We start from the raw sequence: 19,681 nt of genomic DNA, 5'->3' as shown, positions 1-19,681 counted from the left end.
TAAATATAATTGCTTAAAACTTTATACATAAATTTCTATTTAATAGCCTATTACAAATTCAGGCTTTAGAAAAGATGTGTGAATTAAATAATTATAAATAATATTTGTTTATAATCAAGTTTTAGAATTTTGTTCTTTAATTACCAAAAGGATAAATATGTTTAAAGAATCGATTATACCGCAACTTGACCTGATTTTATTATTTTAATGGCTGTAATGATTTCATTTACCAATTCCTTAATCTCTTTAGCGGCCGGTGAGTTCGGTTGGGTTTCCGTAATACATTTGCCGTCTAAGAATGAGGAGGAGAATGCCACTCTATTTCCAATGGTGGTTTTTAGAATGTTTTCTAAATTTTTAGTTAAAGTCGGTAAAATCTTAGAATTGGGTGGAACACGGTTTAATAATATTTGATAAGGAATATTATTTTGTTTACAAAACGAAGTGGTGTTATCCGTTGCCCATAAATCGGTAGGGCTTGGCTGCATAGGTATAATAACTAAGTCTGAAGTGCGTATTGCTGTTTTTGCATCTGTTTCATTGTGAGGAGGGCTATCTATTATAATATAATCGTATTTCGTTTTAAGAGAAAAGATTTCATTTTGAACTTTCCACCCAGCTTTGGAGATAAGATTAATACCTGTAAACCCGTCGCCGTATCTTTCTTGCCTTATGCTATGCCAGCGGCTTAAGCTTCCCTGTGGATCGATATCAATTACCGCAACCCTTTTATTCATTTGGCTTAAGCTTACTGCAAGATGTGCTGCTATAGTAGTTTTGCCGCTACCGCCTTTTTGTTGTGAAATTGTAATCGTGCAGCAATCATTCATAAGATTCTCTATAAGTAATAATATCTTATAAGAGATTATAAACATTATACTAAAATTGCAATAACTCACTTTAGGTTGGAATAGTTGTTAAATAATTTGTAAACATTCAAAAAAGTCTTGACTCTAAGCATGGTTATAAATATTATCCGTCAACTAACTTATATATTTAAGTAGTATAATCAGATTATATTGTGCATGGAGATGATGTAAGATGCCAACAATAAACCAATTGATTAGGAAACCAAGGACTGATAAGTCAGTTAAAACAAAGGTTCCTGCTTTAGAGAGATGTCCGCAAAGGAGAGGTGTGTGTACAAGGGTGTATACAACTACTCCTAAAAAACCAAACTCAGCGCTTAGAAAAGTGTGCAGGGTAAGACTAACAAATGGTTTTGAGGTTACTAGCTATATTCCGGGAGAGGGGCACAACCTTCAAGAGCACTCGGTAATATTGATTCGCGGTGGAAGGGTTAAAGATTTACCAGGTGTTAGATATCATACGCTTCGTGGAGTTCTTGATACTCAAGGTGTTAAGAATCGTAAGCAAGCTAGGTCAAAATATGGTGCGAAGAGACCAAAATAGTTAGAGGAAAATATGTCGCGTAGAAGAACAGCAGAGCAAAGAGTAGTGAATCCGGATGCAAAATACGGTAGTGTTGTTATTACTAAGTTTATAAACAACATGATGTGTGATGGCAAAAGATCTGTAGCAGAAAAGATATTTTATGAAGCGGTCGAGTCGATAGCGGGAAAGTTAAGTCTTGAGCCTGCGGAAGCTTTTGAGAAAGGGTTGGAAAATGTAAAGCCTTTACTTGAAGTTAGGTCTAGAAGGGTTGGAGGTGCAACTTACCAAGTCCCTGTTGAAGTAAGGAAGAATAGACAATCAGCTTTGGCTATGAGATGGATCATCAATGCTGCAAGGCAGAGAAAAAGTGAAAGAACAATGGCTACAAGGCTTGCGGCCGAGCTTCTAGATGCAATAAATCAGCGTGGTGCTGCTTATAAAAAGAGAGAAGATACGCATAGAATGGCTGAAGCAAACAGGGCGTTTGCTCATTATAGATGGTAATTAGGAAGGGGCGGAATATATGAGTTCGAATACTGAAATTAAGAATTACAGAAATATTGGGATAATGGCTCATATTGACGCCGGAAAAACCACAACCACTGAGAGAGTGTTGTATTATACTGGTAAGTCGCATAAAATTGGTGAGGTGCATGAGGGTGCAGCTACGATGGATTGGATGGAGCAGGAGCAGGAAAGAGGGATCACGATCACTTCAGCGGCTACTACTTGTTTTTGGCAGAAAGATGATGAGCAAGATAAAACCAAGTATAGAATTAATATTATTGATACACCTGGGCACGTAGATTTTACTATTGAAGTAGAAAGATCTTTGAGGGTTCTTGATGGAGCGGTAGCAGTATTTGATGGAGTGGCCGGTGTTGAGCCGCAGTCTGAAACTGTATGGCGTCAGGCGGATAAATATAGTGTTCCGCGTATGTGTTTTGTTAACAAAATGGATAGAACGGGCGCAAATTTTTATCGTTGTGTTGATATGATGGTTGATAGGCTTGGGGCTTCCCCTGTGGTTATTCAGCTTCCGATCGGTTCTGAGGATGTATTTGTCGGAGTAATCGACTTGGTTAAAATGAGAGCTATTGTTTGGGAAGATGAGTCTTTAGGTGCTAAGTATAATTATACTGAAATCCCCGCGGATATGAAAGAGCAGGCTGAAGAATATCGTGTTAAGCTTGTTGAGGCTGCGGTAGAGATGGATGATGCGGCCATGGAAGCTTATCTGGGTGGAGAAGAGATCTCCGTAGATACAATTAAGAAATGTTTAAGAAAGGGTACGGTAACCGGTAAATTTGTGCCGGTTCTTTGCGGTAGTGCGTTTAAAAATAAAGGGGTGCAGCCTCTGCTTGATGCAGTTGTTGATTACCTTCCGAGTCCGATTGATATTCCTCCCGTTAGTGCTATTAATGATAATAATGGTGAAGAGATAAAGATTGCTGCTGATGTTAAGGGTAAATTTGCGGCGCTTGCATTTAAAATCATGAATGATCCGTATGTTGGTACGCTTACTTTTATCCGTATATATTCCGGGGTTTTAAAGGCCGGTACCAGTGTGATTAACACGGTTAAAGACAATAAGGAAAGAGTCGGCAGGATGTTGTTAATGCATGCTAATGATCGTGAAGATATCAAGGAAGCTCAAGCTGGAGATATAGTTGCGATTGCAGGTCTTAAAAATACTACGACCGGAGACACTCTGACCGAAGAAGGTAGTGCTATTGTTTTGGAAAGAATGGAATTTCCCGAGCCGGTTATTGAAGTTGCAGTTGAACCTAAGACTCAAGCTGACCAAGAAAAAATGGGTTTAGCCTTGTCGCGTTTAGCAGCAGAGGATCCGTCGCTTAGAATGAAGGTCGATCATGAATCAGGCCAGACTGTGCTGGCGGGAATGGGTGAGCTTCACTTGGAAATTATCGTTGATAGAATGAAGCGTGAATTTAAAGTTGAAGCAAACGTAGGTGCTCCACAAGTTGCATATAGAGAAACTATCAATAAAGCTTACGAGATAGATTATACTCATAAAAAGCAATCAGGTGGTGCTGGCCAATTTGCTAAGGTTAAGATCTTGTTTGAACCATTGCAGCCAGGTGAGAACTTTGTGTTTGAAAGTAAGGTTGTCGGCGGGAACGTGCCAAGAGAGTATATACCTGCTGTTCAAAAAGGTATCGACCAAATTAGGCAAAGCGGGATACTTGCCGGATACCCGGTTATAGATTTTAAAGCAACTCTTCTTGATGGAGCTTACCATGATGTTGATTCAAGTGCGCTTGCATTTGAAATCGCAGCGAAAGCCGCATTTAGAGAAGGTGCAGCAAAAGCAAGTCCTGTTATACTTGAGCCGGTGATGAAAGTAGAAGTCATTACCCCGGATGAATTTATGGGTGATGTAATAGGGCATTTAAATAGTATCCGCGGCAGGATATTGGGTATGGATGCTAGAGGAAACGCGCAAGTTATTAATGCTGAAGTGCCTCTTGCTACTATGTTCGGATATGTTAATACCTTAAGATCTATGACTCAAGGCAGGGCGCAATATACTATGCAATTCGCCCACTATGAACATGTACCGCAACACGTTGCAACTGAAATAATTGCTAAGTCAGCTTAGTTTGATATTGAGAAAGGAGTTATAAAAAATGGCCAAACAGAAGTATGAAAGGAATAAGCCGCACGTTAATATAGGGACGATAGGGCACGTTGACCATGGGAAGACGAGTTTAACGGCAGCGATAACGAAGTTTTTCGGAAATTTTGTAAGTTACGATAATATTGACAAAGCGCCTGAAGAGAGAGAAAGAGGTATTACAATTAATACCGCGCATGTTGAATATGAGACTGAGAATAGGCACTATGGGCACGTAGATTGTCCTGGGCACGCTGACTATGTTAAGAACATGATCACCGGTGCTGCACAAATGGATGGAGCGATATTGGTGGTTAGCGCAGCTGACGGACCTATGCCACAAACCAGAGAGCACATATTATTAGCACGCCAGGTTGGTGTACCTGCACTTGTAGTGTTCTTAAATAAAGTAGATATGGTAGATGATCCTGAGTTGCTTGAGCTGGTAGAGATGGAAGTAAGAGACTTGTTAAGCAAGTATGACTATCCGGGTGATGATATTCCGATTATCAGAGGATCTGCATTATGTGCGCTTGAGGGAAGTAATCCTGAGCTTGGGGAGAATGCGATCAGAGAGTTGTTAAAGCAGGTTGATGCATATATCCCGTTACCAGATCGTCCGATTGATAGGCCGTTTTTAATGCCGATTGAAGATGTATTCTCTATCTCCGGAAGAGGAACTGTAGTTACCGGGAGAGTTGAGCAGGGAGTAGTTAAAGTTGGAGAAGAGATTGAGATAGTGGGTCTTAAGCCTAATGTTAAGACGACCTGTACGGGAGTTGAGATGTTCCGTAAGCTTCTTGATCAAGGACAGGCGGGTGATAACGTTGGTGTGTTATTACGCGGAGTAGGTAAAGAAGATGTAGAGAGAGGGCAGGTTTTAGCTAAGCCCGGAACTATAAAGCCGCATAAGAAATTTAAGGCTGAAATATATGTACTGAATAAGGATGAGGGTGGAAGACATACACCGTTCTTTAGTAACTATAGACCTCAGTTTTACTTCAGGACTACTGATGTAACGGGTTCTATCGCGTTACCTGAAGGAGTGGAGATGATTATGCCTGGAGATAACACAGCTATAACGGTTGAGTTAATATCTCCGATTGCTATGGACAAGGGTCTTAAGTTTGCTATCCGTGAAGGTGGCAGAACTGTAGGTGCTGGCGTCGTAGCTGAAATAATTGAGTAAATTGGAATAGGTAAAATATGAGTCAACAAGAGATAAAGCTAAAACTGAGATCATTTGATCATAGAGTTTTAGATGCAGCTGTAAAAGACATAGTCGGAACTGTAAAAAGAACAGGAGCTACAATTAAAGGACCTATTCCTTTGCCAAAAAAAATTGAGAGATTCACTGTAAACAGATCTACGCATGTTGATAAAGAATCCAGAGAGCAGTTCGAGATTAGAAATCACACAAGATTAATGATTATAGAGCTTACTACTCCCCAAACAGTTGATGCCTTATCAAAGTTAGATTTAGCATCAGGTGTGGATGTTGAAATTAAATTGATTGGAGATGAGCAGTAATGGAAACCGTTAGAAGGACTGGTTTAATTGCGACCAAAATCGGTATGACTCAAGTTTTTGATGCGACCGGAGAAGCTATACCTGTAACATTAATGCATGTTGATTCTAACTTTGTGTTAGGCAATAAAGAAAAAAACAAAGACGGCTATGATGCGGTGATTTTAGGGTATGGGAAAGCAAAGCCTAATAGAGTATCAAAACCTGTTAAGGGTCAGTGCAGCAAAGTTAAAGTTGAGCCTGTTAAACATATTAGAGAATTTAGAGTTTCCGGCGGAGCTCAGCTTGAAGTCGGTAAGCAAGTAATTGCATCACACTTTGTGCTAGGTCAATTAGTTGATGTAAAAGGAACTAGTATCGGTAAAGGCTTTGCGGGAGCTATGAAGCGCCATAATTTCGGTGGGCTTGAAGCTTCGCATGGTGTATCAGTTAGCCATAGATCGCATGGTTCTACCGGGCAAAGACAAGATCCGGGAAAGGTTTTCAAGAATAAAAAAATGGCCGGCCATTTAGGAGATGAAAGAGTTACGATTCAAAACTTAGAAATCATTGATATTAATTCAGAAATGAATATAATAGCACTCCGTGGTGCAGTGCCAGGAAATAAAGGAAGTATAGTGTACATTGTTGATGCGATTAAAAAAGCAGTTCCAGTGAGCGCTAATTTCCCAGCAGCTTATGCAGAAAGTAATTAAACTAAGTGATAGTTATGAAATTAGATATAATAAATTTGAATAACGATATAACCGGACAAATAGATCTTCATCCGGAAATCTTTGGTCTTGAGCCACAAGAGGATATTTTATATAAAATTATCCATTGGCAATTAGCTAAGAGAAGAGCGGGTACGCATCAAGTCAAGGAAAGAGGGGATGTAAGAGGTTCTACCAGGAAGATTTATAAACAAAAAGGTACTGGTAAAGCTCGACATGGGGCAATCAGAGGTGCTCAATTTAGAGGCGGTGGAATTATATTCGGTCCGCACTTTAGGTCTCATGAATATAAAATTAACAAGAAAGTTAGAAAATTAGGATTGAAGTTTGCTTTATCGAGTAAATTAAAAGAAGTTCATTTAACGATAATGGATGAATTTAATTTAAGCTCTCATAAGACTGCTGATTTAAAGCAAAAACTAGGTAACTTTAATGCTAAGTCAATTTTGATAATTGATAACAATGTTAATGAAAATGTGAAGAAATCTTGTGCTAATATACATACAATAAACGTTTTACCTGTAGCAGGTATAAACGTGTATGATATTATAAGGCATGAAAAGCTTATAATAACTGTTGATGCATTAAATGCGATTAAAGAGAGGTTAGCATGATTCAAGAGTATTTATACGATGTATTGATTTGTCCATTATATACCGAGAAAAGTACAATACATGCCGAGCAATCAAAATCCAGCTTCAAAATAAGTGGCAATGCAACTAAAGCTCAGGTTAAAAATGCAGTAGAAAAGATTTTTAATGCAAAAGTTTTAAAAGTTAATGTTATTAATTGTAAAGGTAAGAAAAAGATTTTTAAGGGTGTTAAAGGAAAAAGATCCGATTATAAAAAAGCTATTGTTACTTTAGAGAAAGGTAAAACTATAGATTTTGCAGGGGGGGCTAAATAAATATGGCACTTAAAAAATATAACCCGGTTACGCCTGGTACCAGACAGTTAGTATTAGTTGATAAATCATCATTATGGAAAGGCGATCCGGTTAAATCTTTAGTTAAAGGTAAGACTAAAAACGGTGGAAGGAATAACACTGGTAGAACTACTGCTTGGAGAAAGAGTGGTGGTCATAAGCAAAGATATAGATTCGTCGATTTTACAAGAAATAAGAAAGATGATCAATTTGCTACCGTTGAAAGGTTTGAGTATGATCCTAACAGGACGGCATTCATCGCTTTGATTAAGTATGAAGACGGTGAATTATCTTATATCTTGGCTCCGCAAAAGCTGAGTATCGGTGATAAAGTTGTTTCCGGAAGTAATTCTGATATTAAAATAGGTAATTCTTTACCTTTGAAAAATATACCGGTAGGTACTATTGTTCATAATGTTGAAATGAAGCCAGGTAAAGGCGGGCAGCTTGCGAGGGCGGCCGGAAGTTATGTTCAGCTGGTCGGTAAAGATGGAGGTTACGCTCAATTGAAACTAAGGTCAGGTGAGTTAAGAATAGTAGAATCAACTTGTAGAGCTACAATTGGTGCTGTTTCTAACCCTGATAATCAAAACATTTCTATTGGTAAAGCTGGAAGAAACCGTTGGCTTGGAGTTAAGCCTTCAGTTAGAGGTATTGCGATGAACCCGGTAGATCATCCGCATGGTGGTAGAACAAATGGTGGAAGACACCCAGCTACACCTTGGGGCAAACCTACAAAAGGTAAATTGACAAGGAATAATAAACGTACCTCTAAGTTTATCATTAGAAAGAGAGATAACTAATCAAAGGAACGAATATGGGAAGAAGATCTGTGTGGAAAGGGCCATTTATTGATAGTCATTTACTTAAAGCGGTTGAGAAAGTAGTTGCTTCAGGTAAAAATAATGTTATTAAAACTTGGTCGAGGCGGTCGACTATTTTGCCTAATTTTGTGGGCTTGACATTTGCTGTATATAACGGTAAAAAGTTCATTCCGGTTCTAGTGACTGAGCAAATAGTAGGTAAAAAATTGGGCGAGTTTGCTCCTACCAGGACATTTATGGGGCATGGTGCTAACAGAAAGGCAAATAGAGCGTAAATAAGATGACAGTAGTAACTAGAAGAAGACATTTGGATCAAAGTAAAACTGCTTATGCTAAAGCTGCGGCTCTTAAGACAAGTCCACAGAAGTTAGGTTTGGTAGTCGATTTGATTAAAGGTATGGATATAAATCAGGCATTCATGCAATTGCAATTCAGCAAGAAACGTATAGCTAGAGAAGTTAGTAAAGTTCTCAATTCTGCTGTTTCTAATGCTGAGAATAATCATAATTTAGATATTGACAGACTGTTTGTATCTGAAGTTTTGGTTGGGAAAGCTTTTACTCTTAAAAGATTTCACGCAAGAGCAAGAGGAAGAGCAGGAAAGATTTTTAAGCCTTTTAGTAAAATGACAATTTTTGTATCAGAGAGAGGTTAATTAGTATGGGACAGAAAGTTAACCCATTAGGTTTACGTTTAGGTATTATTAGAACATGGGATTCTTTATGGTATGCAAAGAAGGACTATGCTGATAAGTTACTTCAGGATTTAAAGATAAAAGAACAAGTTGAAAAAAACTTAGCTCATGCCGGCGTTTGTAATGTTAAAATCGAGCGTCCTGCTAATAAAACAAGAGTGATAATTTATGCTTCCAGGCTTGCCGTAATTATCGGCAATAAAGGCTCAGGTATTGAGAAGATCAAGAAAGATATTGAGAAGATTACCAATAATGAAGTTTCTATCAATGTTGTTGAAGAAAGAAAGCCGGAAACTAATGCGATTCTTATAGCTCAATCAATTGCTCAACAGTTAGTTAAGCGTGCAGCATTTAGAAAAGTTGCTAAAAGAGCGGTTCAAACTGCGATGAGAATGGGAGCTAAAGGTATTAGGGTTAATGTATCGGGAAGACTAGGTGGAGCAGAGATTGCAAGAACCGAGTGGTACAGAGAAGGAAGGGTGCCATTACATACTTTAAGAGCTGATGTAGACTATGGTATAGCGAGAGCTAATACTACTTATGGTGTTATTGGTATAAAGGTATGGGTATACAAAGGCGATAAAATCGAAAAGCAGAAAGAAGAAAGAAATACTAATACAGCAGGTTGATTTTTATGTTGGTTCCTAAGAAAACAAAATATAGAAAAGCATTTAAAGGTAGAATTCATGGTGCTGCCAAAGGCGGTACTGAGTTAAACTTCGGTATTTTCGGCCTAAAAGCTTTGGAGCCTGAAAGAATTACAGCAAGGCAAATTGAAGCTGCTAGAAAGGCAATAACCAGGCACTTGAAAAGAGTCGGTAAACTTTGGATAAGAGTGTTTCCGGATATTCCTGTATCAAAAAAGCCAGCTGAAGTAAGAATGGGTAGCGGTAAAGGTGCGGTGGAATTTTATGCTGCGCGTGTTAAACCCGGTAGAATTATGTTTGAGCTTGATGGTGTAAATGAAGAGTTAGCAAGAGGAGCCTTTGAAAGAGCTTCTGCTAAGCTGCCTATTAAGACAAAGTTTATTAAGCGACTTGGCGAGGAAAGTTAATATGAAAATGTCTGAAATAATTGCAAAAACTGATAAAGAAATTTTAATTGATATTCATAATCTGAAAAGAGAATCGATGAATTTAAAGTTTCATAAAGCAACCGGTGAGCTTACTAACCCCTCGAGATTTAAAGTTGTGCGCAAACTAATTGCCAGATATAAAACTGTAATAACCCAAAGAAAAAATACTGCTAATTAAGTGATTGGAGCAAATAAGAATGCCTAGAAAAGTATTAGAAGGATTGGTTGTAAGTGATAAAACGGATAAAACTATATCTGTTTTGGTAGAGAAAACTTATAGGCATCCCCTTTACCACAAAATTTTTAAGAAAAGCAAAAAATATGCTGTGCATGATCCTGAAAATTCATGCGCCATCGGTGACCGTGTTGAGATTGTTGAAAGTAAACCAATTTCTAAAACTAAAAGATGGCACCTTGTAAAAAAAATAGATGCTAGATAGATTTTAGTTAGGAGAAGATTATGATTCAGATGAAAACTAACCTGGAAGTTGCTGATAATTCAGGAGCCCGTAAGGTTCAATGTATTAAAGTTATAGGTGGAACCCATAACAACACGGCAAGAGTAGGTGACGTTATAGTTATTTCTGTTAAAGATGCTATGCCTAAAGGTAAAGTGAAAAAAGGTGATGTGCACAGAGCAGTAGTAGTTAGAACCAGAAAAGAAATTAAGCGCGTTGACGGCAGTGTTATTAAGTTTGATACTAATGCCGCAGTGTTACTAAATAAGCAGCACGAACCAATAGGAACTCGTGTTTTTGGTCCTGTTCCAAGAGAATTGAGGTCTAAAAATTTTATGAGAATAATTTCTTTAGCTCCTGAGGTATTATAATTATGGCGTTAAAATTAAAAATGAGAAAAGGTGATAAGGTAATTATTATCACCGGAAAAGATAAAGGAAAAAAAGGCGAAGTTATAAAAGTATTACCTACTGATAATAAAGTTGTCGTTTCAGGGTTGAATATTGCTCACAAGCATGTTAAGCCATCGAAAACAAATCCTCAGGGTGGAATTATTCCTAAAGAAATGCCTTTAAACATTTCTAATGTTGCGCATATTGATCCAAAGACAGATATGCCGACTAAAGTAGGATTTAAGTTTTTGGCTGACGGCAAAAAAATTAGGTATGCCAAGCGCTCCGGTGAAGTAATTGATAATTTGAAATAATTTGGTATAGCTATGTACAAGAGTAGATTGCAAGAAAATTATGAAAAACAAGGACGTAAAGTTCTACAGGAAAAATTTGGGTATCATAACCCGATGGAAGTTCCACGTATAATTAAAGTTGTTGTAAGTATGGGGCTTAAAGATGCTGTGCAGGATTCTAAGATACCTGAGCAGGCAGCAGCAGAATTAATGTTGATTACCGGGCAAAAGCCCATTATAAGAAAAGCAAAAAAATCAATTGCTACATTTAAACTTAGGGAAGGTATGCCGATAGGCTGCAAAGTTACCTTAAGAAGACATATGATGTATGAATTTGTTGATAGGCTGGTAAATATTGCTCTACCTAGAGTAAAAGATTTTAGAGGTTTAGATGCGGAGCAATTTGATGGAAGAGGTAATTATTCATTAGGTTTAAAAGAGCAAATTGTATTTCCGGAAATCAATTATGATAAAATTGATAAAATTCGTGGAATGAATATTGCGATTATAACAACAGCTAAAACAAATGAGGAAGCAAAAGTTTTATTAGAAACATTTGATTTCCCATTTACAAAATAAGCGTTTAAAGGTATTTATGGCAAAGCTAAGTTCAATACAAAAAAATTTAAAAAGAATGAAAATGGCAAAAAGAGATGCTTCTAAGCGTCAAGCATTAAAAGCCATTGTTATGGATAAATCTCTTCCTATTGCTGAGAGATTTGAAGCTACCCTTAAATTTGCTAAATTGCAAAGGAACGGAGCTCCGACTAGAATCAGAAATAGATGTGAGCTAACAGGAAGAGCGAGAGGTTATTATCGTAAATTTAAACTTTCTCGAATTTGTATTAGAGCCTTAGCAAATGAAGGCAAGCTTCCTGGCGTTGTTAAAGCTAGTTGGTAATTTTTATATAGGTATGGTTTGATATGGCATTAACAGATTTATTAGCAGATGCATTAACTAGGATAAGAAACGGACAATTAGCAAAGCATGCATTTGCAACGGTTCCGTCATCTAAGCTTGTTAAAGATGTTTTAGAAGTGTTGAAGGATGAGGGTTATATCCTTGGTTATGAAGAGTTTGAACAGAAAAAAGGAATCAATTTAATTAAGATTGATCTTAAGTATTATCAAGGTCAGCCTGTAATAAATAAAATTGTAAAAGTTTCTACACCCGGAAGAAGAATATATACTCAAATTAAAAAAATGAAGAAATATTTTGGTGGTTTAGGGATTTGTATTGTTTCAACTCCTAAAGGTGTTATGTCTGATGATAAAGCAAGAAAACACCATGTTGGTGGTGAGATTCTTTGTAATGTGTTTTAGTTAAGGATTGTTTATGTCTAGAGTAGGTAAATTACCAGTAACTATCCCAGGTAGTGTAAAAGTTAACTTAGATCATTTGACGCTTGATGTTAGTGGTCCTAAGGGAAGTTTAAAAAGAACTTTTGCTCCTGAGGTTAGCATTAAGTATAGTGAGAATCAAGTCCAGGTAGCTCCGATTGAAGATACTTCCAGAGCCAGAGCTATGTGGGGTTTAACGCAAAGACTTATATCTAATATGGTAAAAGGTGTTTCTGAGGGATTTACTCGAAAACTTGAAATTAGCGGTGTTGGTTTTAAAGCATCGTTTTCTGATAGTGTGTTAGTTCTTTCGCTTGGATTCAGTCATGATATAATTTATGCAATACCGAAAGATATCGCAGTAGTATGTGAAAAACCTACCCTGATATCGATTTCAGGTTGTGATAAAGAGTTGGTAGGTAAAATTGCGTCGGAAATTAGATCGCTTAAGAAGCCTGAGCCTTATAAAGGTAAGGGTATTAAGTATGAAAATGAGAAGATAAGACGCAAAGAAGGTAAGAAGAAGTAATAGGGCGGTAAAATGTTAAAAGGTAAGAAAAGTTTAGATAAAAGAAAAAACAGGGTAAGATTTGCTCTTAAGAAAAGAGCGAATTGTAAACTTAGGCTTTCTGTTTTTAGATCAAATAATCATATATATGCACAAATTATAGATGATATTAATGGTGTAACCTTAACTGCAGCATCTACTAAAGATAAAGAGTTTAAAGGTAAAAAAATGCGGGTAACTAAAGAGTCAGCTGCGGAAGTCGGGAAATTAATTGCAACTAGAGCGGTTGATAAAAATATTTCTACAGTGGTTTTTGATCGCGGATGCTACCTATTTCAAGGAAGAATAAAGGCACTTGCTGACGCAGCAAGAGAAGGCGGATTGAAGTTTTAACAAAGGATTATAAACTATGTCAGTAAGAGCAGAAACAAGTAACCAAGAATTAAGTGATAAACTAGTATACGTCGGCAGATGTGCAAAAGTTGTTAAAGGCGGTAGAAGATTCAGCTTTGCAGCAATTGTAGTTACCGGCGACGGAAAAGGTAAAGTTGGACTTGGGCTTGGGAAAGCAACTGAAGTTATGGATGCAAAAGAAAAAGCTGTTAAAGTAGCTAGAAAAAATATGGTTAAAATACCCCTTAGAGACGGTAGAACTCTTCACCATGATATTACGGCCACTTTTTGCTCAGGTAATATAGTAATGAGGTCAGCTCCTGCGGGTACGGGAATAATTGCTGGTGGGCCGGTAAGGGCGTTATTAGAGGTATTAGGGATTAAAGATGTTGTTGCTAAGTCTGTTGGAACTACAAACCCGCATAATATGATTAAAGCAGCTTTAAAAGCACTTATAGAGATTAAATCTCCAAGATTCATTGCAGAAAAAAGAAGTAAGAAGATCGGGGAAATAGTTAGTAGAAGAGATAGACAACAAAAAGATACACAAGAATAACTTTGTAAAAAGGTCTTATAATGGTTAAGGAAAATAATACAGAAGTGAAAGCTAAGGCTTCAAAAAAAAATAATACAAAAGAAAGTGCTTCTAAAACCGCTAAAGTGACAGCTGTAAAGCAAGATACTTCAGTGAGCGCAGCTGTAAAGCAAAATGCTCCAGATAAAGAAGTAAAGGCTAAAAATAATAAAGCTTTAGTTAAGAGTACAGTTAAAGTTAAGCAAATTGCAAGCGGTGCAGGAAGGCTGAAAAAGCAAATCGCCACCTTAAAAGGCTTGGGGCTTAATAAAATCAATCGTGAAGTAGAGTTAGAAGATACGGTTGCAGTTAGAGGTATGATCAATAAAGTTAAGCATTTAATTAAAGTAATTTGATTGGAATTTAAAGGTAAGAGTCATGTTGAATCAGTTAAGAGATAGTAGTGGTGCAAGAAGAAAAAGTAAAAGACTTGGCAGAGGAATAGGCTCAGGCAAAGGTAAAACTTGTGCACGCGGGGGCAAAGGTCAAACTGCGAGAAGTGGTGTAGCGCTGGCCGGGTTTGAAGGTGGTCAAATGCCTTTATATAGAAGGCTGCCGAAAAGAGGGTTTAATAGCTTGCATGATAAGTTTTTTGCGATCAATTTTGATGATTTAGAAAAGTTAGTAGAAAAAAATGCTATTGACCCGAATAATGTCACTCTTGATGCACTTAGAAAAGCAGGCCTTGTGAAAGGTAAGTCATCATTAAAAGTTAAATTACTCGGCGATGGCGAACTTAAAAATAAATTTAATATTGAAGTTGATGCAGTATCTAAATCTGCTGAAGAAATTCTAACTAAAGCTGGTGGTAAGGTAGTTTTAGTATCAAAAAATAAAAAGTAAATATACTAATTTTTTTATAGATACAATATGTCCTCATTATCTACTAAGCTTGCCGGAAATGTAAGTTTAAATAATTTTACAAAAGCAGCAGAACTAAAAAAAAGAATTTTTTTTGTTTTTCTTATTTTAGTTATTTATAGGATAGGAAGCTACATACCGCTTCCTGGTATCGATCCTCTTGCATTAGGTGAGCTAGTTGATTCACAGTCAGGTGGATTATTAGGTATGTTTAATATGTTTACCGGCGGTGCTGTTGGTAGGCTCTCAATATTCACTCTAAATATTATGCCTTATATAACTGCATCAATTATTATGCAATTGATGACGGTAATTTCAACTGAAATCGGTGCACTTAAAAAAGAAGGGGAATCAGGAAGGAAAAAAATTGCTCAATATACGAGATATTTGACTGTATGCCTTGCTTTGTTTCAAGGATACGGAATTGCAATAGGTATTGAGAAGATGACTACTTCATATGGTTCGGTGGTAGTATTTCCGGGTTATTTCTTCAGGGTAGTTGCGATGTTTAGCTTGGTAGGAGGTACATTATTTGTAATGTGGCTTAGCGAACAGATTACGGTAAAAGGAATCGGTAACGGAAGCTCCTTAATAATATTTACAGGAATTGTTTCCGGTCTTCCTACTGCAATAGCTGCATTTTTTGAAATGGGCAGAACCGGTGCTTTATCAACATTTGTTATTTTGTTAATAATCGGATTAGTTTTCGGCTTAATCTTTCTTATTGTCTTAATGGAAAAAGCTCAAAGAAGGATCTTAGTACAATATCCGAAAAGGCAGGTAGGTAATAAAGTTTATGGCGGGGAGTCCAGCCACTTGCCTTTAAAAATTAATACTTCCGGAGTAATACCTCCGATATTTGCAAGCTCTTTACTGTTATTTCCGGCTACCATTGCAGGGTTTTCTCAATCAATGGAAGTTGGCGGCTGGAGGCAATTTATTGCTGAAAACTTCTCACATGGTAAGCCTATCTACATAGTGCTTAATATATTACTTATAGTTTTCTTTAGCTTTTTCTACACCTCAATAGTATTTAACCCTGATGAAACTGCTGAAAATTTAAGAAAAAACGGCGGCATAGTTTTAGGCAGAAGACCAGGAAAAAATACAGCTGAATATTTTGATTATATTTTAACAAGGCTTACAGTAATCGGAGCAACTTACATATGTGCCGTATGTATAATACCGGAAATCTTAATCTCAAAATACTCTATACCGTTTTATCTCGGCGGGACTAGCTTGCTGATTGTAGTGAATGTTGTAATAGATATATTTTCGCAAATACAAACACATTTGCTTACAAAGCAATATGAAGGACTTATAAAAAAATCTAAGCTCCGAGGAGTTAAATGAGGATAATATTTTTAGGTGCCCCAGGGGCTGGTAAAGGTACACAAGCTCAAATATTTGCTTCGATGTATAATATACCTAAGCTTTCTACCGGGGATATGCTTAGAGAGTCTACCAAGTCCGGTTCTGAGATCGGAAAAATTGTCGATAGTATTATGAGCTCCGGTAATTTGGTTTCCGATGACATAATGATTAAAATTATTGAAGAGCGATTACAGAAGCTCGATTGCAGTAAAGGGTTTATATTAGACGGGTTTCCACGTACTATCCCCCAGGCGGAGGCTTTAGATGCGCTGCTTACAAATTTAAAATTCAATAATACGATTATACTTTTCTTGGATGCTGATACCGAAGAATTAACTAAAAGGATCAGCGGCAGGTTTAATTGCGCTAATTGCGGAGCCGGATATCATAAATTATCTAATCCTCCGAAAAAGGAAGGTATATGCGATAATTGCGGAGCGAAAGAGTTTACTTTCCGCAAGGATGATAATGAGGAATCAGTAAAAAGAAGGTTGCAAGTTTATAATGAGCAAACTTCTCCATTGATCGGCTATTATGATGAGCAAAAGAGATTAAAAAGAATTAATGCTATGGATTCAATTGAAAATATTACAGCTTCAATTGAAAAGGTGCTTAGTTCTACTAAATTTGGATGATAAGAAGGATAAACAACTATTGACTTGCATGCAAAATTGGTTATTATTCACGATCACTCATATGATAAAAAGTACTAAATTAATGAGGTTATAGGTGGCGCGTATCGCAGGTATTAACATCCCGGCAAATAAAAAAGTTGAAATTAGTTTGACTTATATTTATGGGATCGGAAGAAAGAAATCAGTTGAAATTTGCCAAAAAGCAGGGGTGGATTTTACTAAAAAGGTTAATAATCTCAGCGAAGATGAGGTTATTAAATTACGAGAAGTTATAGATGCCGGTTATAAAGTAGAAGGTGATTTACGTCGCGAAGTTTCTATGAATATTAAAAACCTTATGGATACTAAATGCTATAGGGGATTAAGGCATATGAAAAAATTACCGGTTAGAGGACAACGTACTCATACTAATGCTCGTACCAGAAAAGGTAAGGCTGTAGCAATTGCGGGCAAGAAAAAGGTAACTAAATAATAAGTAGGCATTTAGATGGCAACAAAACCAGTAAAGAAAAAAAGAGCAGTAGTAGTAGGTGTAGTACACATTGCAGCTACCTTTAATAATACAACCGTAACCATCTCTGATATGCAAGGTGATGTTTTTGCATCTTCATCTGCCGGAGCAAACGGTTTTAAAGGTTCCAGAAAATCAACTCCATATGCAGCTCAAATTACAGCTGAAAAAGCAGCCCAAAAAGCTATGGAATGCGGATTAAAAACTGTTTCAGTGAAGATTAAAGGTCCGGGTACGGGGCGGGAATCAGCTGTTAGGGCTTTGACAAGTGCAGGCTTAACCGTAACTTCAATTAAGGATGTTACACCTGTTCCTCATAACGGTTGCAGACCACCGAAAAGAAGAAGAGTATAAAGTGTTTTATTAATAACATAAATAAAGGAATACAATGGCAGAGGGAGCAAAGAACATCATTTCAGGCAATTGGACATCTTTAATTAAACCTACGCAGTACTTTTTGGAAAGTATTTCAAATAATACTGCAGTGTTTAAGGTGGAGCCTCTTGAGAGGGGGTTTGGTGTTACTCTTGGCAATGCAATTAGAAGAATTTTACTATCTTCTCTTCAGGGAGCAGCAATAATTTCTGTTAAGGTTGAAGGTGTTGACCACGAATTTTCAAGCGTTCCAGGTGTTAGAGAAGATGTTACCGACATGATTTTAAATATAAAATCAATTGTTGTTAAGTATGGCGGTAATGAAAGAAAGCGGATGAGATTATCTGCAGTTGGGCCTTGTGTAGTTACTGCGGCAATGATTCAAACTGTTGATGATATGGAAATTATTAATAAAGATTTAGTAATTTGCCATCTTGATAGAGATGCTAAGCTTGATATGGAATTCAGCGTCGGTACCGGAAAAGGATATATAACTGCGAGTGAAAATAGGTACATGGAGATGCCGATCGGCGTTATTCCTGTCGATTCAATATTTTCACCGGTTAAGAAAGTAACTTTTAAGGTAGAAAACAGCCGTGTAGGTTCCGAGACCGAATACGATAAACTATTCCTCACTATTGAAACTAATGGCTCGATAACTCCTGATCTAGCTTTATCGCTAGCTGCAAAAATTCTTCAAGACCAATTACAAATTTTTGTTAATTTTGATGAAGTTGAAGAAGCAATTGAAATTGAAGAAGAGAAATTGCCGTTTGACCCTCAACTACTTAAGAAAGTTGATGATCTTGAGCTTTCGGTGAGATCGCATAATTGTCTTAAAAATGATAATATTCGTTATATCGGTGATCTTGTAGTTAAAACTGAAAGTGAAATGCTTAAGACTCCTAATTTCGGCCGTAAGTCATTAAATGAAATTAAAGAAGTCTTATCTGCAATGGGGCTAAAGTTTGGTATGGATATAGTTGGCTGGCCTCCTGAAAATGTTGAAGAGCTAGTTAGAAAATATGAAGAGCAAAATTAATATAATTTTTGTGAAAATCAGTTTGGAGCAATAAGATGAATCATGGAATTAAAGGAAGAAAGTTTGGTAGGTTTACCGGCCATAGAAGAGCATTATTTGCTAACCTTTGCAAAGCTCTTATCAAGCATGAACAAATTACTACAACTCTACCTAAAGCAAAAGATTTAAGACCTATCGTTGAAAAATTAATCTCACTCAGCAAGAGAGGCGACTTACATGCCAGAAGACAAGCTATTGCTTATCTGGGGGATGCACCTGAGGTCAGAAAACTGTTTGATGCGGTTGCAGGTCGTTATAAAGAAAGAAATGGCGGTTATACCAGAATTCTTAAAGCCGGTTTCAGATATGGTGACGCTGCCCCGATGGCAGTTATTGAGTTAGTTGATAGAGATGTTAATGCTAAGGGTGCTGCCTAAGCCCTTTTATTACCCTCATACTAATTAAAGTGCAATATGGTAAACATAAAAATATTAGATCAAGATGATTGGCAGTCTTGGAAAAATTTAAGATTAGAAGCGCTCCAAAATGCTCCACATACTTTTGGAGCTTCTATTGAAGAAGTATATACTTTAGATAAAAAAGACTTTCAAACCCTCCTTAGTAAAAATAAAATTTTTGGTGCTTTTCTTAATGCGCAACTTATTGGTTGTGTAGGGTTTTATGTTTTAAATTCACTTAAAACACAGCACCGAGGTGTACTATGGGGTATGTATGTTACGCCTGAACATAGAGGCAAAAACATAGCAGGTAGTTTAGTTGATGCTGTTATCTCTTATGTTAAGTCATCAGTTGAGCAATTAAACTTAAAGTGTGTTACTGCTAATCACAGCGCGGTTAAGCTTTATCAAAAACATGGCTTCAAAATTTGCGGTACTGAACCACGAGCTCTTAAAGTAGATAATAAATATTATGATGAGTATGCAATGGTATTAGAGCTATAATATAAAAACTAATTTATTATATAGTAAATTAAGTGGAAGATCTTACATATAGGGAGCATAGTTGAGCTATAAAAAATTAAGTTAAGTTTACTATAAATGACTATGCCATTTATACGAGCACACGCCATAAATGGCGGCAAAGCGCGTGCTTCTTATTACCTGGTTTCTCAGTTATAGGATATATAATCATAT

General features: G+C 36.9%; 33 protein-coding genes. 32 read left to right on the top strand and 1 reads right to left on the bottom strand.

The window, feature by feature from the left end:
* Positions 1-173 precede the first annotated feature (173 nt).
* Complete coding sequence (parA, locus tag I862_RS05965; RefSeq protein ID WP_038541572.1) at positions 174-830, bottom strand: ParA family partition ATPase; 657 nt, start codon at positions 828-830, stop codon at positions 174-176.
* A 211-nt stretch (positions 831-1,041) separates the two neighbouring features.
* On the opposite strand from parA, the gene rpsL reads away from it, so the two are divergent.
* The 32 genes from rpsL (at position 1,042) to I862_RS05805 (ending at position 19,489) form a co-directional block, all read left to right on the top strand.
* The gene (rpsL, locus tag I862_RS05960; RefSeq protein ID WP_038540068.1) at positions 1,042-1,413 is read left to right on the top strand and encodes a 30S ribosomal protein S12; all 372 of its coding nucleotides are present in this window, start codon (positions 1,042-1,044) and stop codon (positions 1,411-1,413) included.
* 12 nt (positions 1,414-1,425) lie between these two features.
* Positions 1,426-1,899, top strand: a complete 474-nt coding sequence (gene rpsG / locus I862_RS05955) for a 30S ribosomal protein S7 (RefSeq protein ID WP_038540065.1) — start codon at positions 1,426-1,428, stop codon at positions 1,897-1,899.
* 19 nt (positions 1,900-1,918) lie between these two features.
* Positions 1,919-4,018 carry an elongation factor G gene (gene fusA, locus I862_RS05950; RefSeq protein ID WP_038540062.1) on the top strand — a complete coding sequence of 700 codons (2,100 nt, stop codon included), beginning with the start codon at positions 1,919-1,921 and terminating at the stop codon, positions 4,016-4,018.
* 28 nt (positions 4,019-4,046) lie between these two features.
* Positions 4,047-5,222: an elongation factor Tu gene (gene tuf, locus I862_RS05945; protein ID WP_038539026.1), complete on the top strand. Its 1,176-nt coding sequence runs from the start codon at positions 4,047-4,049 to the stop codon at positions 5,220-5,222.
* A 17-nt stretch (positions 5,223-5,239) separates the two neighbouring features.
* Positions 5,240-5,563, top strand: coding sequence for a 30S ribosomal protein S10 (rpsJ, locus tag I862_RS05940; protein WP_038540059.1), 324 nt, complete (start codon positions 5,240-5,242; stop codon positions 5,561-5,563).
* Positions 5,563-6,255, top strand: coding sequence for a 50S ribosomal protein L3 (rplC, locus tag I862_RS05935; protein ID WP_038540057.1), 693 nt, complete (start codon positions 5,563-5,565; stop codon positions 6,253-6,255). Before rpsJ ends, rplC begins: the two co-directional genes overlap by 1 nt.
* A 14-nt stretch (positions 6,256-6,269) precedes the next feature.
* Entirely contained in the window at positions 6,270-6,887 is a 618-nt protein-coding gene (rplD, locus tag I862_RS05930; RefSeq protein ID WP_038540054.1) for a 50S ribosomal protein L4, read from the top strand.
* The gene (gene rplW / locus I862_RS05925; protein ID WP_038540050.1) at positions 6,884-7,180 is read left to right on the top strand and encodes a 50S ribosomal protein L23; all 297 of its coding nucleotides are present in this window, start codon (positions 6,884-6,886) and stop codon (positions 7,178-7,180) included. The genes rplD and rplW overlap by 4 nt, the downstream gene beginning before the upstream one ends.
* A 2-nt stretch (positions 7,181-7,182) precedes the next feature.
* Positions 7,183-8,001 (top strand): 50S ribosomal protein L2, encoded by an 819-nt coding sequence (rplB, locus tag I862_RS05920; protein WP_038540047.1) that lies wholly within the window; start codon positions 7,183-7,185, stop codon positions 7,999-8,001.
* A gap of 14 nt (positions 8,002-8,015) precedes the next feature.
* Positions 8,016-8,297 (top strand): 30S ribosomal protein S19, encoded by a 282-nt coding sequence (gene rpsS / locus I862_RS05915; RefSeq protein WP_038540044.1) that lies wholly within the window; start codon positions 8,016-8,018, stop codon positions 8,295-8,297.
* A 5-nt stretch (positions 8,298-8,302) separates the two neighbouring features.
* Positions 8,303-8,677, top strand: coding sequence for a 50S ribosomal protein L22 (gene rplV, locus I862_RS05910; RefSeq protein WP_038540041.1), 375 nt, complete (start codon positions 8,303-8,305; stop codon positions 8,675-8,677).
* Positions 8,678-8,682: 5 nt separating this feature from the next.
* Entirely contained in the window at positions 8,683-9,345 is a 663-nt protein-coding gene (rpsC, locus tag I862_RS05905; RefSeq protein WP_038540038.1) for a 30S ribosomal protein S3, read from the top strand.
* A gap of 5 nt (positions 9,346-9,350) precedes the next feature.
* The gene (gene rplP, locus I862_RS05900) at positions 9,351-9,770 is read left to right on the top strand and encodes a 50S ribosomal protein L16 (RefSeq protein ID WP_038540035.1); all 420 of its coding nucleotides are present in this window, start codon (positions 9,351-9,353) and stop codon (positions 9,768-9,770) included.
* 7 nt (positions 9,771-9,777) lie between these two features.
* Positions 9,778-9,969: a 50S ribosomal protein L29 gene (gene rpmC / locus I862_RS05895; protein ID WP_233485239.1), complete on the top strand. Its 192-nt coding sequence runs from the start codon at positions 9,778-9,780 to the stop codon at positions 9,967-9,969.
* A gap of 19 nt (positions 9,970-9,988) precedes the next feature.
* Positions 9,989-10,231: a 30S ribosomal protein S17 gene (rpsQ, locus tag I862_RS05890; protein WP_038540028.1), complete on the top strand. Its 243-nt coding sequence runs from the start codon at positions 9,989-9,991 to the stop codon at positions 10,229-10,231.
* A gap of 20 nt (positions 10,232-10,251) precedes the next feature.
* Positions 10,252-10,620 carry a 50S ribosomal protein L14 gene (gene rplN / locus I862_RS05885; protein WP_038540026.1) on the top strand — a complete coding sequence of 123 codons (369 nt, stop codon included), beginning with the start codon at positions 10,252-10,254 and terminating at the stop codon, positions 10,618-10,620.
* A 2-nt stretch (positions 10,621-10,622) separates the two neighbouring features.
* The gene (gene rplX, locus I862_RS05880) at positions 10,623-10,955 is read left to right on the top strand and encodes a 50S ribosomal protein L24 (RefSeq protein WP_038540023.1); all 333 of its coding nucleotides are present in this window, start codon (positions 10,623-10,625) and stop codon (positions 10,953-10,955) included.
* A 12-nt stretch (positions 10,956-10,967) separates the two neighbouring features.
* Entirely contained in the window at positions 10,968-11,513 is a 546-nt protein-coding gene (gene rplE, locus I862_RS05875) for a 50S ribosomal protein L5 (RefSeq protein ID WP_038540020.1), read from the top strand.
* Positions 11,514-11,529: 16 nt separating this feature from the next.
* The gene (gene rpsN / locus I862_RS05870) at positions 11,530-11,835 is read left to right on the top strand and encodes a 30S ribosomal protein S14 (RefSeq protein WP_038541569.1); all 306 of its coding nucleotides are present in this window, start codon (positions 11,530-11,532) and stop codon (positions 11,833-11,835) included.
* Between the two features lie 23 nt (positions 11,836-11,858).
* Positions 11,859-12,257, top strand: a complete 399-nt coding sequence (rpsH, locus tag I862_RS05865; RefSeq protein WP_038540017.1) for a 30S ribosomal protein S8 — start codon at positions 11,859-11,861, stop codon at positions 12,255-12,257.
* A 13-nt stretch (positions 12,258-12,270) separates the two neighbouring features.
* Positions 12,271-12,804, top strand: coding sequence for a 50S ribosomal protein L6 (gene rplF / locus I862_RS05860; RefSeq protein WP_038540014.1), 534 nt, complete (start codon positions 12,271-12,273; stop codon positions 12,802-12,804).
* 12 nt (positions 12,805-12,816) lie between these two features.
* The gene (gene rplR / locus I862_RS05855; RefSeq protein WP_038540011.1) at positions 12,817-13,176 is read left to right on the top strand and encodes a 50S ribosomal protein L18; all 360 of its coding nucleotides are present in this window, start codon (positions 12,817-12,819) and stop codon (positions 13,174-13,176) included.
* Positions 13,177-13,192: 16 nt separating this feature from the next.
* Positions 13,193-13,732, top strand: coding sequence for a 30S ribosomal protein S5 (gene rpsE / locus I862_RS05850; protein WP_038540007.1), 540 nt, complete (start codon positions 13,193-13,195; stop codon positions 13,730-13,732).
* A 20-nt stretch (positions 13,733-13,752) separates the two neighbouring features.
* Positions 13,753-14,106 carry a 50S ribosomal protein L30 gene (gene rpmD, locus I862_RS08865; RefSeq protein ID WP_075260598.1) on the top strand — a complete coding sequence of 118 codons (354 nt, stop codon included), beginning with the start codon at positions 13,753-13,755 and terminating at the stop codon, positions 14,104-14,106.
* Between the two features lie 22 nt (positions 14,107-14,128).
* Positions 14,129-14,593, top strand: a complete 465-nt coding sequence (gene rplO / locus I862_RS05840) for a 50S ribosomal protein L15 (RefSeq protein ID WP_038540004.1) — start codon at positions 14,129-14,131, stop codon at positions 14,591-14,593.
* 27 nt (positions 14,594-14,620) lie between these two features.
* Positions 14,621-15,964 (top strand): preprotein translocase subunit SecY, encoded by a 1,344-nt coding sequence (secY, locus tag I862_RS05835; RefSeq protein WP_038540001.1) that lies wholly within the window; start codon positions 14,621-14,623, stop codon positions 15,962-15,964.
* Entirely contained in the window at positions 15,961-16,620 is a 660-nt protein-coding gene (locus I862_RS05830) for an adenylate kinase (RefSeq protein WP_038539998.1), read from the top strand. Before secY ends, I862_RS05830 begins: the two co-directional genes overlap by 4 nt.
* Positions 16,621-16,714: 94 nt before the next feature.
* On the top strand, positions 16,715-17,092 hold the full coding sequence (gene rpsM, locus I862_RS05825) for a 30S ribosomal protein S13 (protein ID WP_038539995.1): 378 nt from the start codon (positions 16,715-16,717) through the stop codon (positions 17,090-17,092).
* 15 nt (positions 17,093-17,107) lie between these two features.
* Positions 17,108-17,485 (top strand): 30S ribosomal protein S11, encoded by a 378-nt coding sequence (gene rpsK, locus I862_RS05820; protein WP_038539992.1) that lies wholly within the window; start codon positions 17,108-17,110, stop codon positions 17,483-17,485.
* A 55-nt stretch (positions 17,486-17,540) separates the two neighbouring features.
* Complete coding sequence (locus tag I862_RS05815; RefSeq protein ID WP_038541563.1) at positions 17,541-18,548, top strand: DNA-directed RNA polymerase subunit alpha; 1,008 nt, start codon at positions 17,541-17,543, stop codon at positions 18,546-18,548.
* 35 nt (positions 18,549-18,583) lie between these two features.
* Positions 18,584-18,964 (top strand): 50S ribosomal protein L17, encoded by a 381-nt coding sequence (gene rplQ / locus I862_RS05810; RefSeq protein ID WP_038539989.1) that lies wholly within the window; start codon positions 18,584-18,586, stop codon positions 18,962-18,964.
* A 36-nt stretch (positions 18,965-19,000) separates the two neighbouring features.
* Positions 19,001-19,489 carry a GNAT family N-acetyltransferase gene (locus I862_RS05805; RefSeq protein WP_052646499.1) on the top strand — a complete coding sequence of 163 codons (489 nt, stop codon included), beginning with the start codon at positions 19,001-19,003 and terminating at the stop codon, positions 19,487-19,489.
* The last annotated feature ends 192 nt before the right edge of the window (positions 19,490-19,681 follow it).

The sequence above is a fragment of the endosymbiont of Acanthamoeba sp. UWC8 genome, assembly GCF_000730245.1.
Lineage (GTDB): Bacteria > Pseudomonadota > Alphaproteobacteria > Rickettsiales > Midichloriaceae > Jidaibacter.
This window is presented reverse-complemented; position numbering and strand designations above follow the sequence as displayed.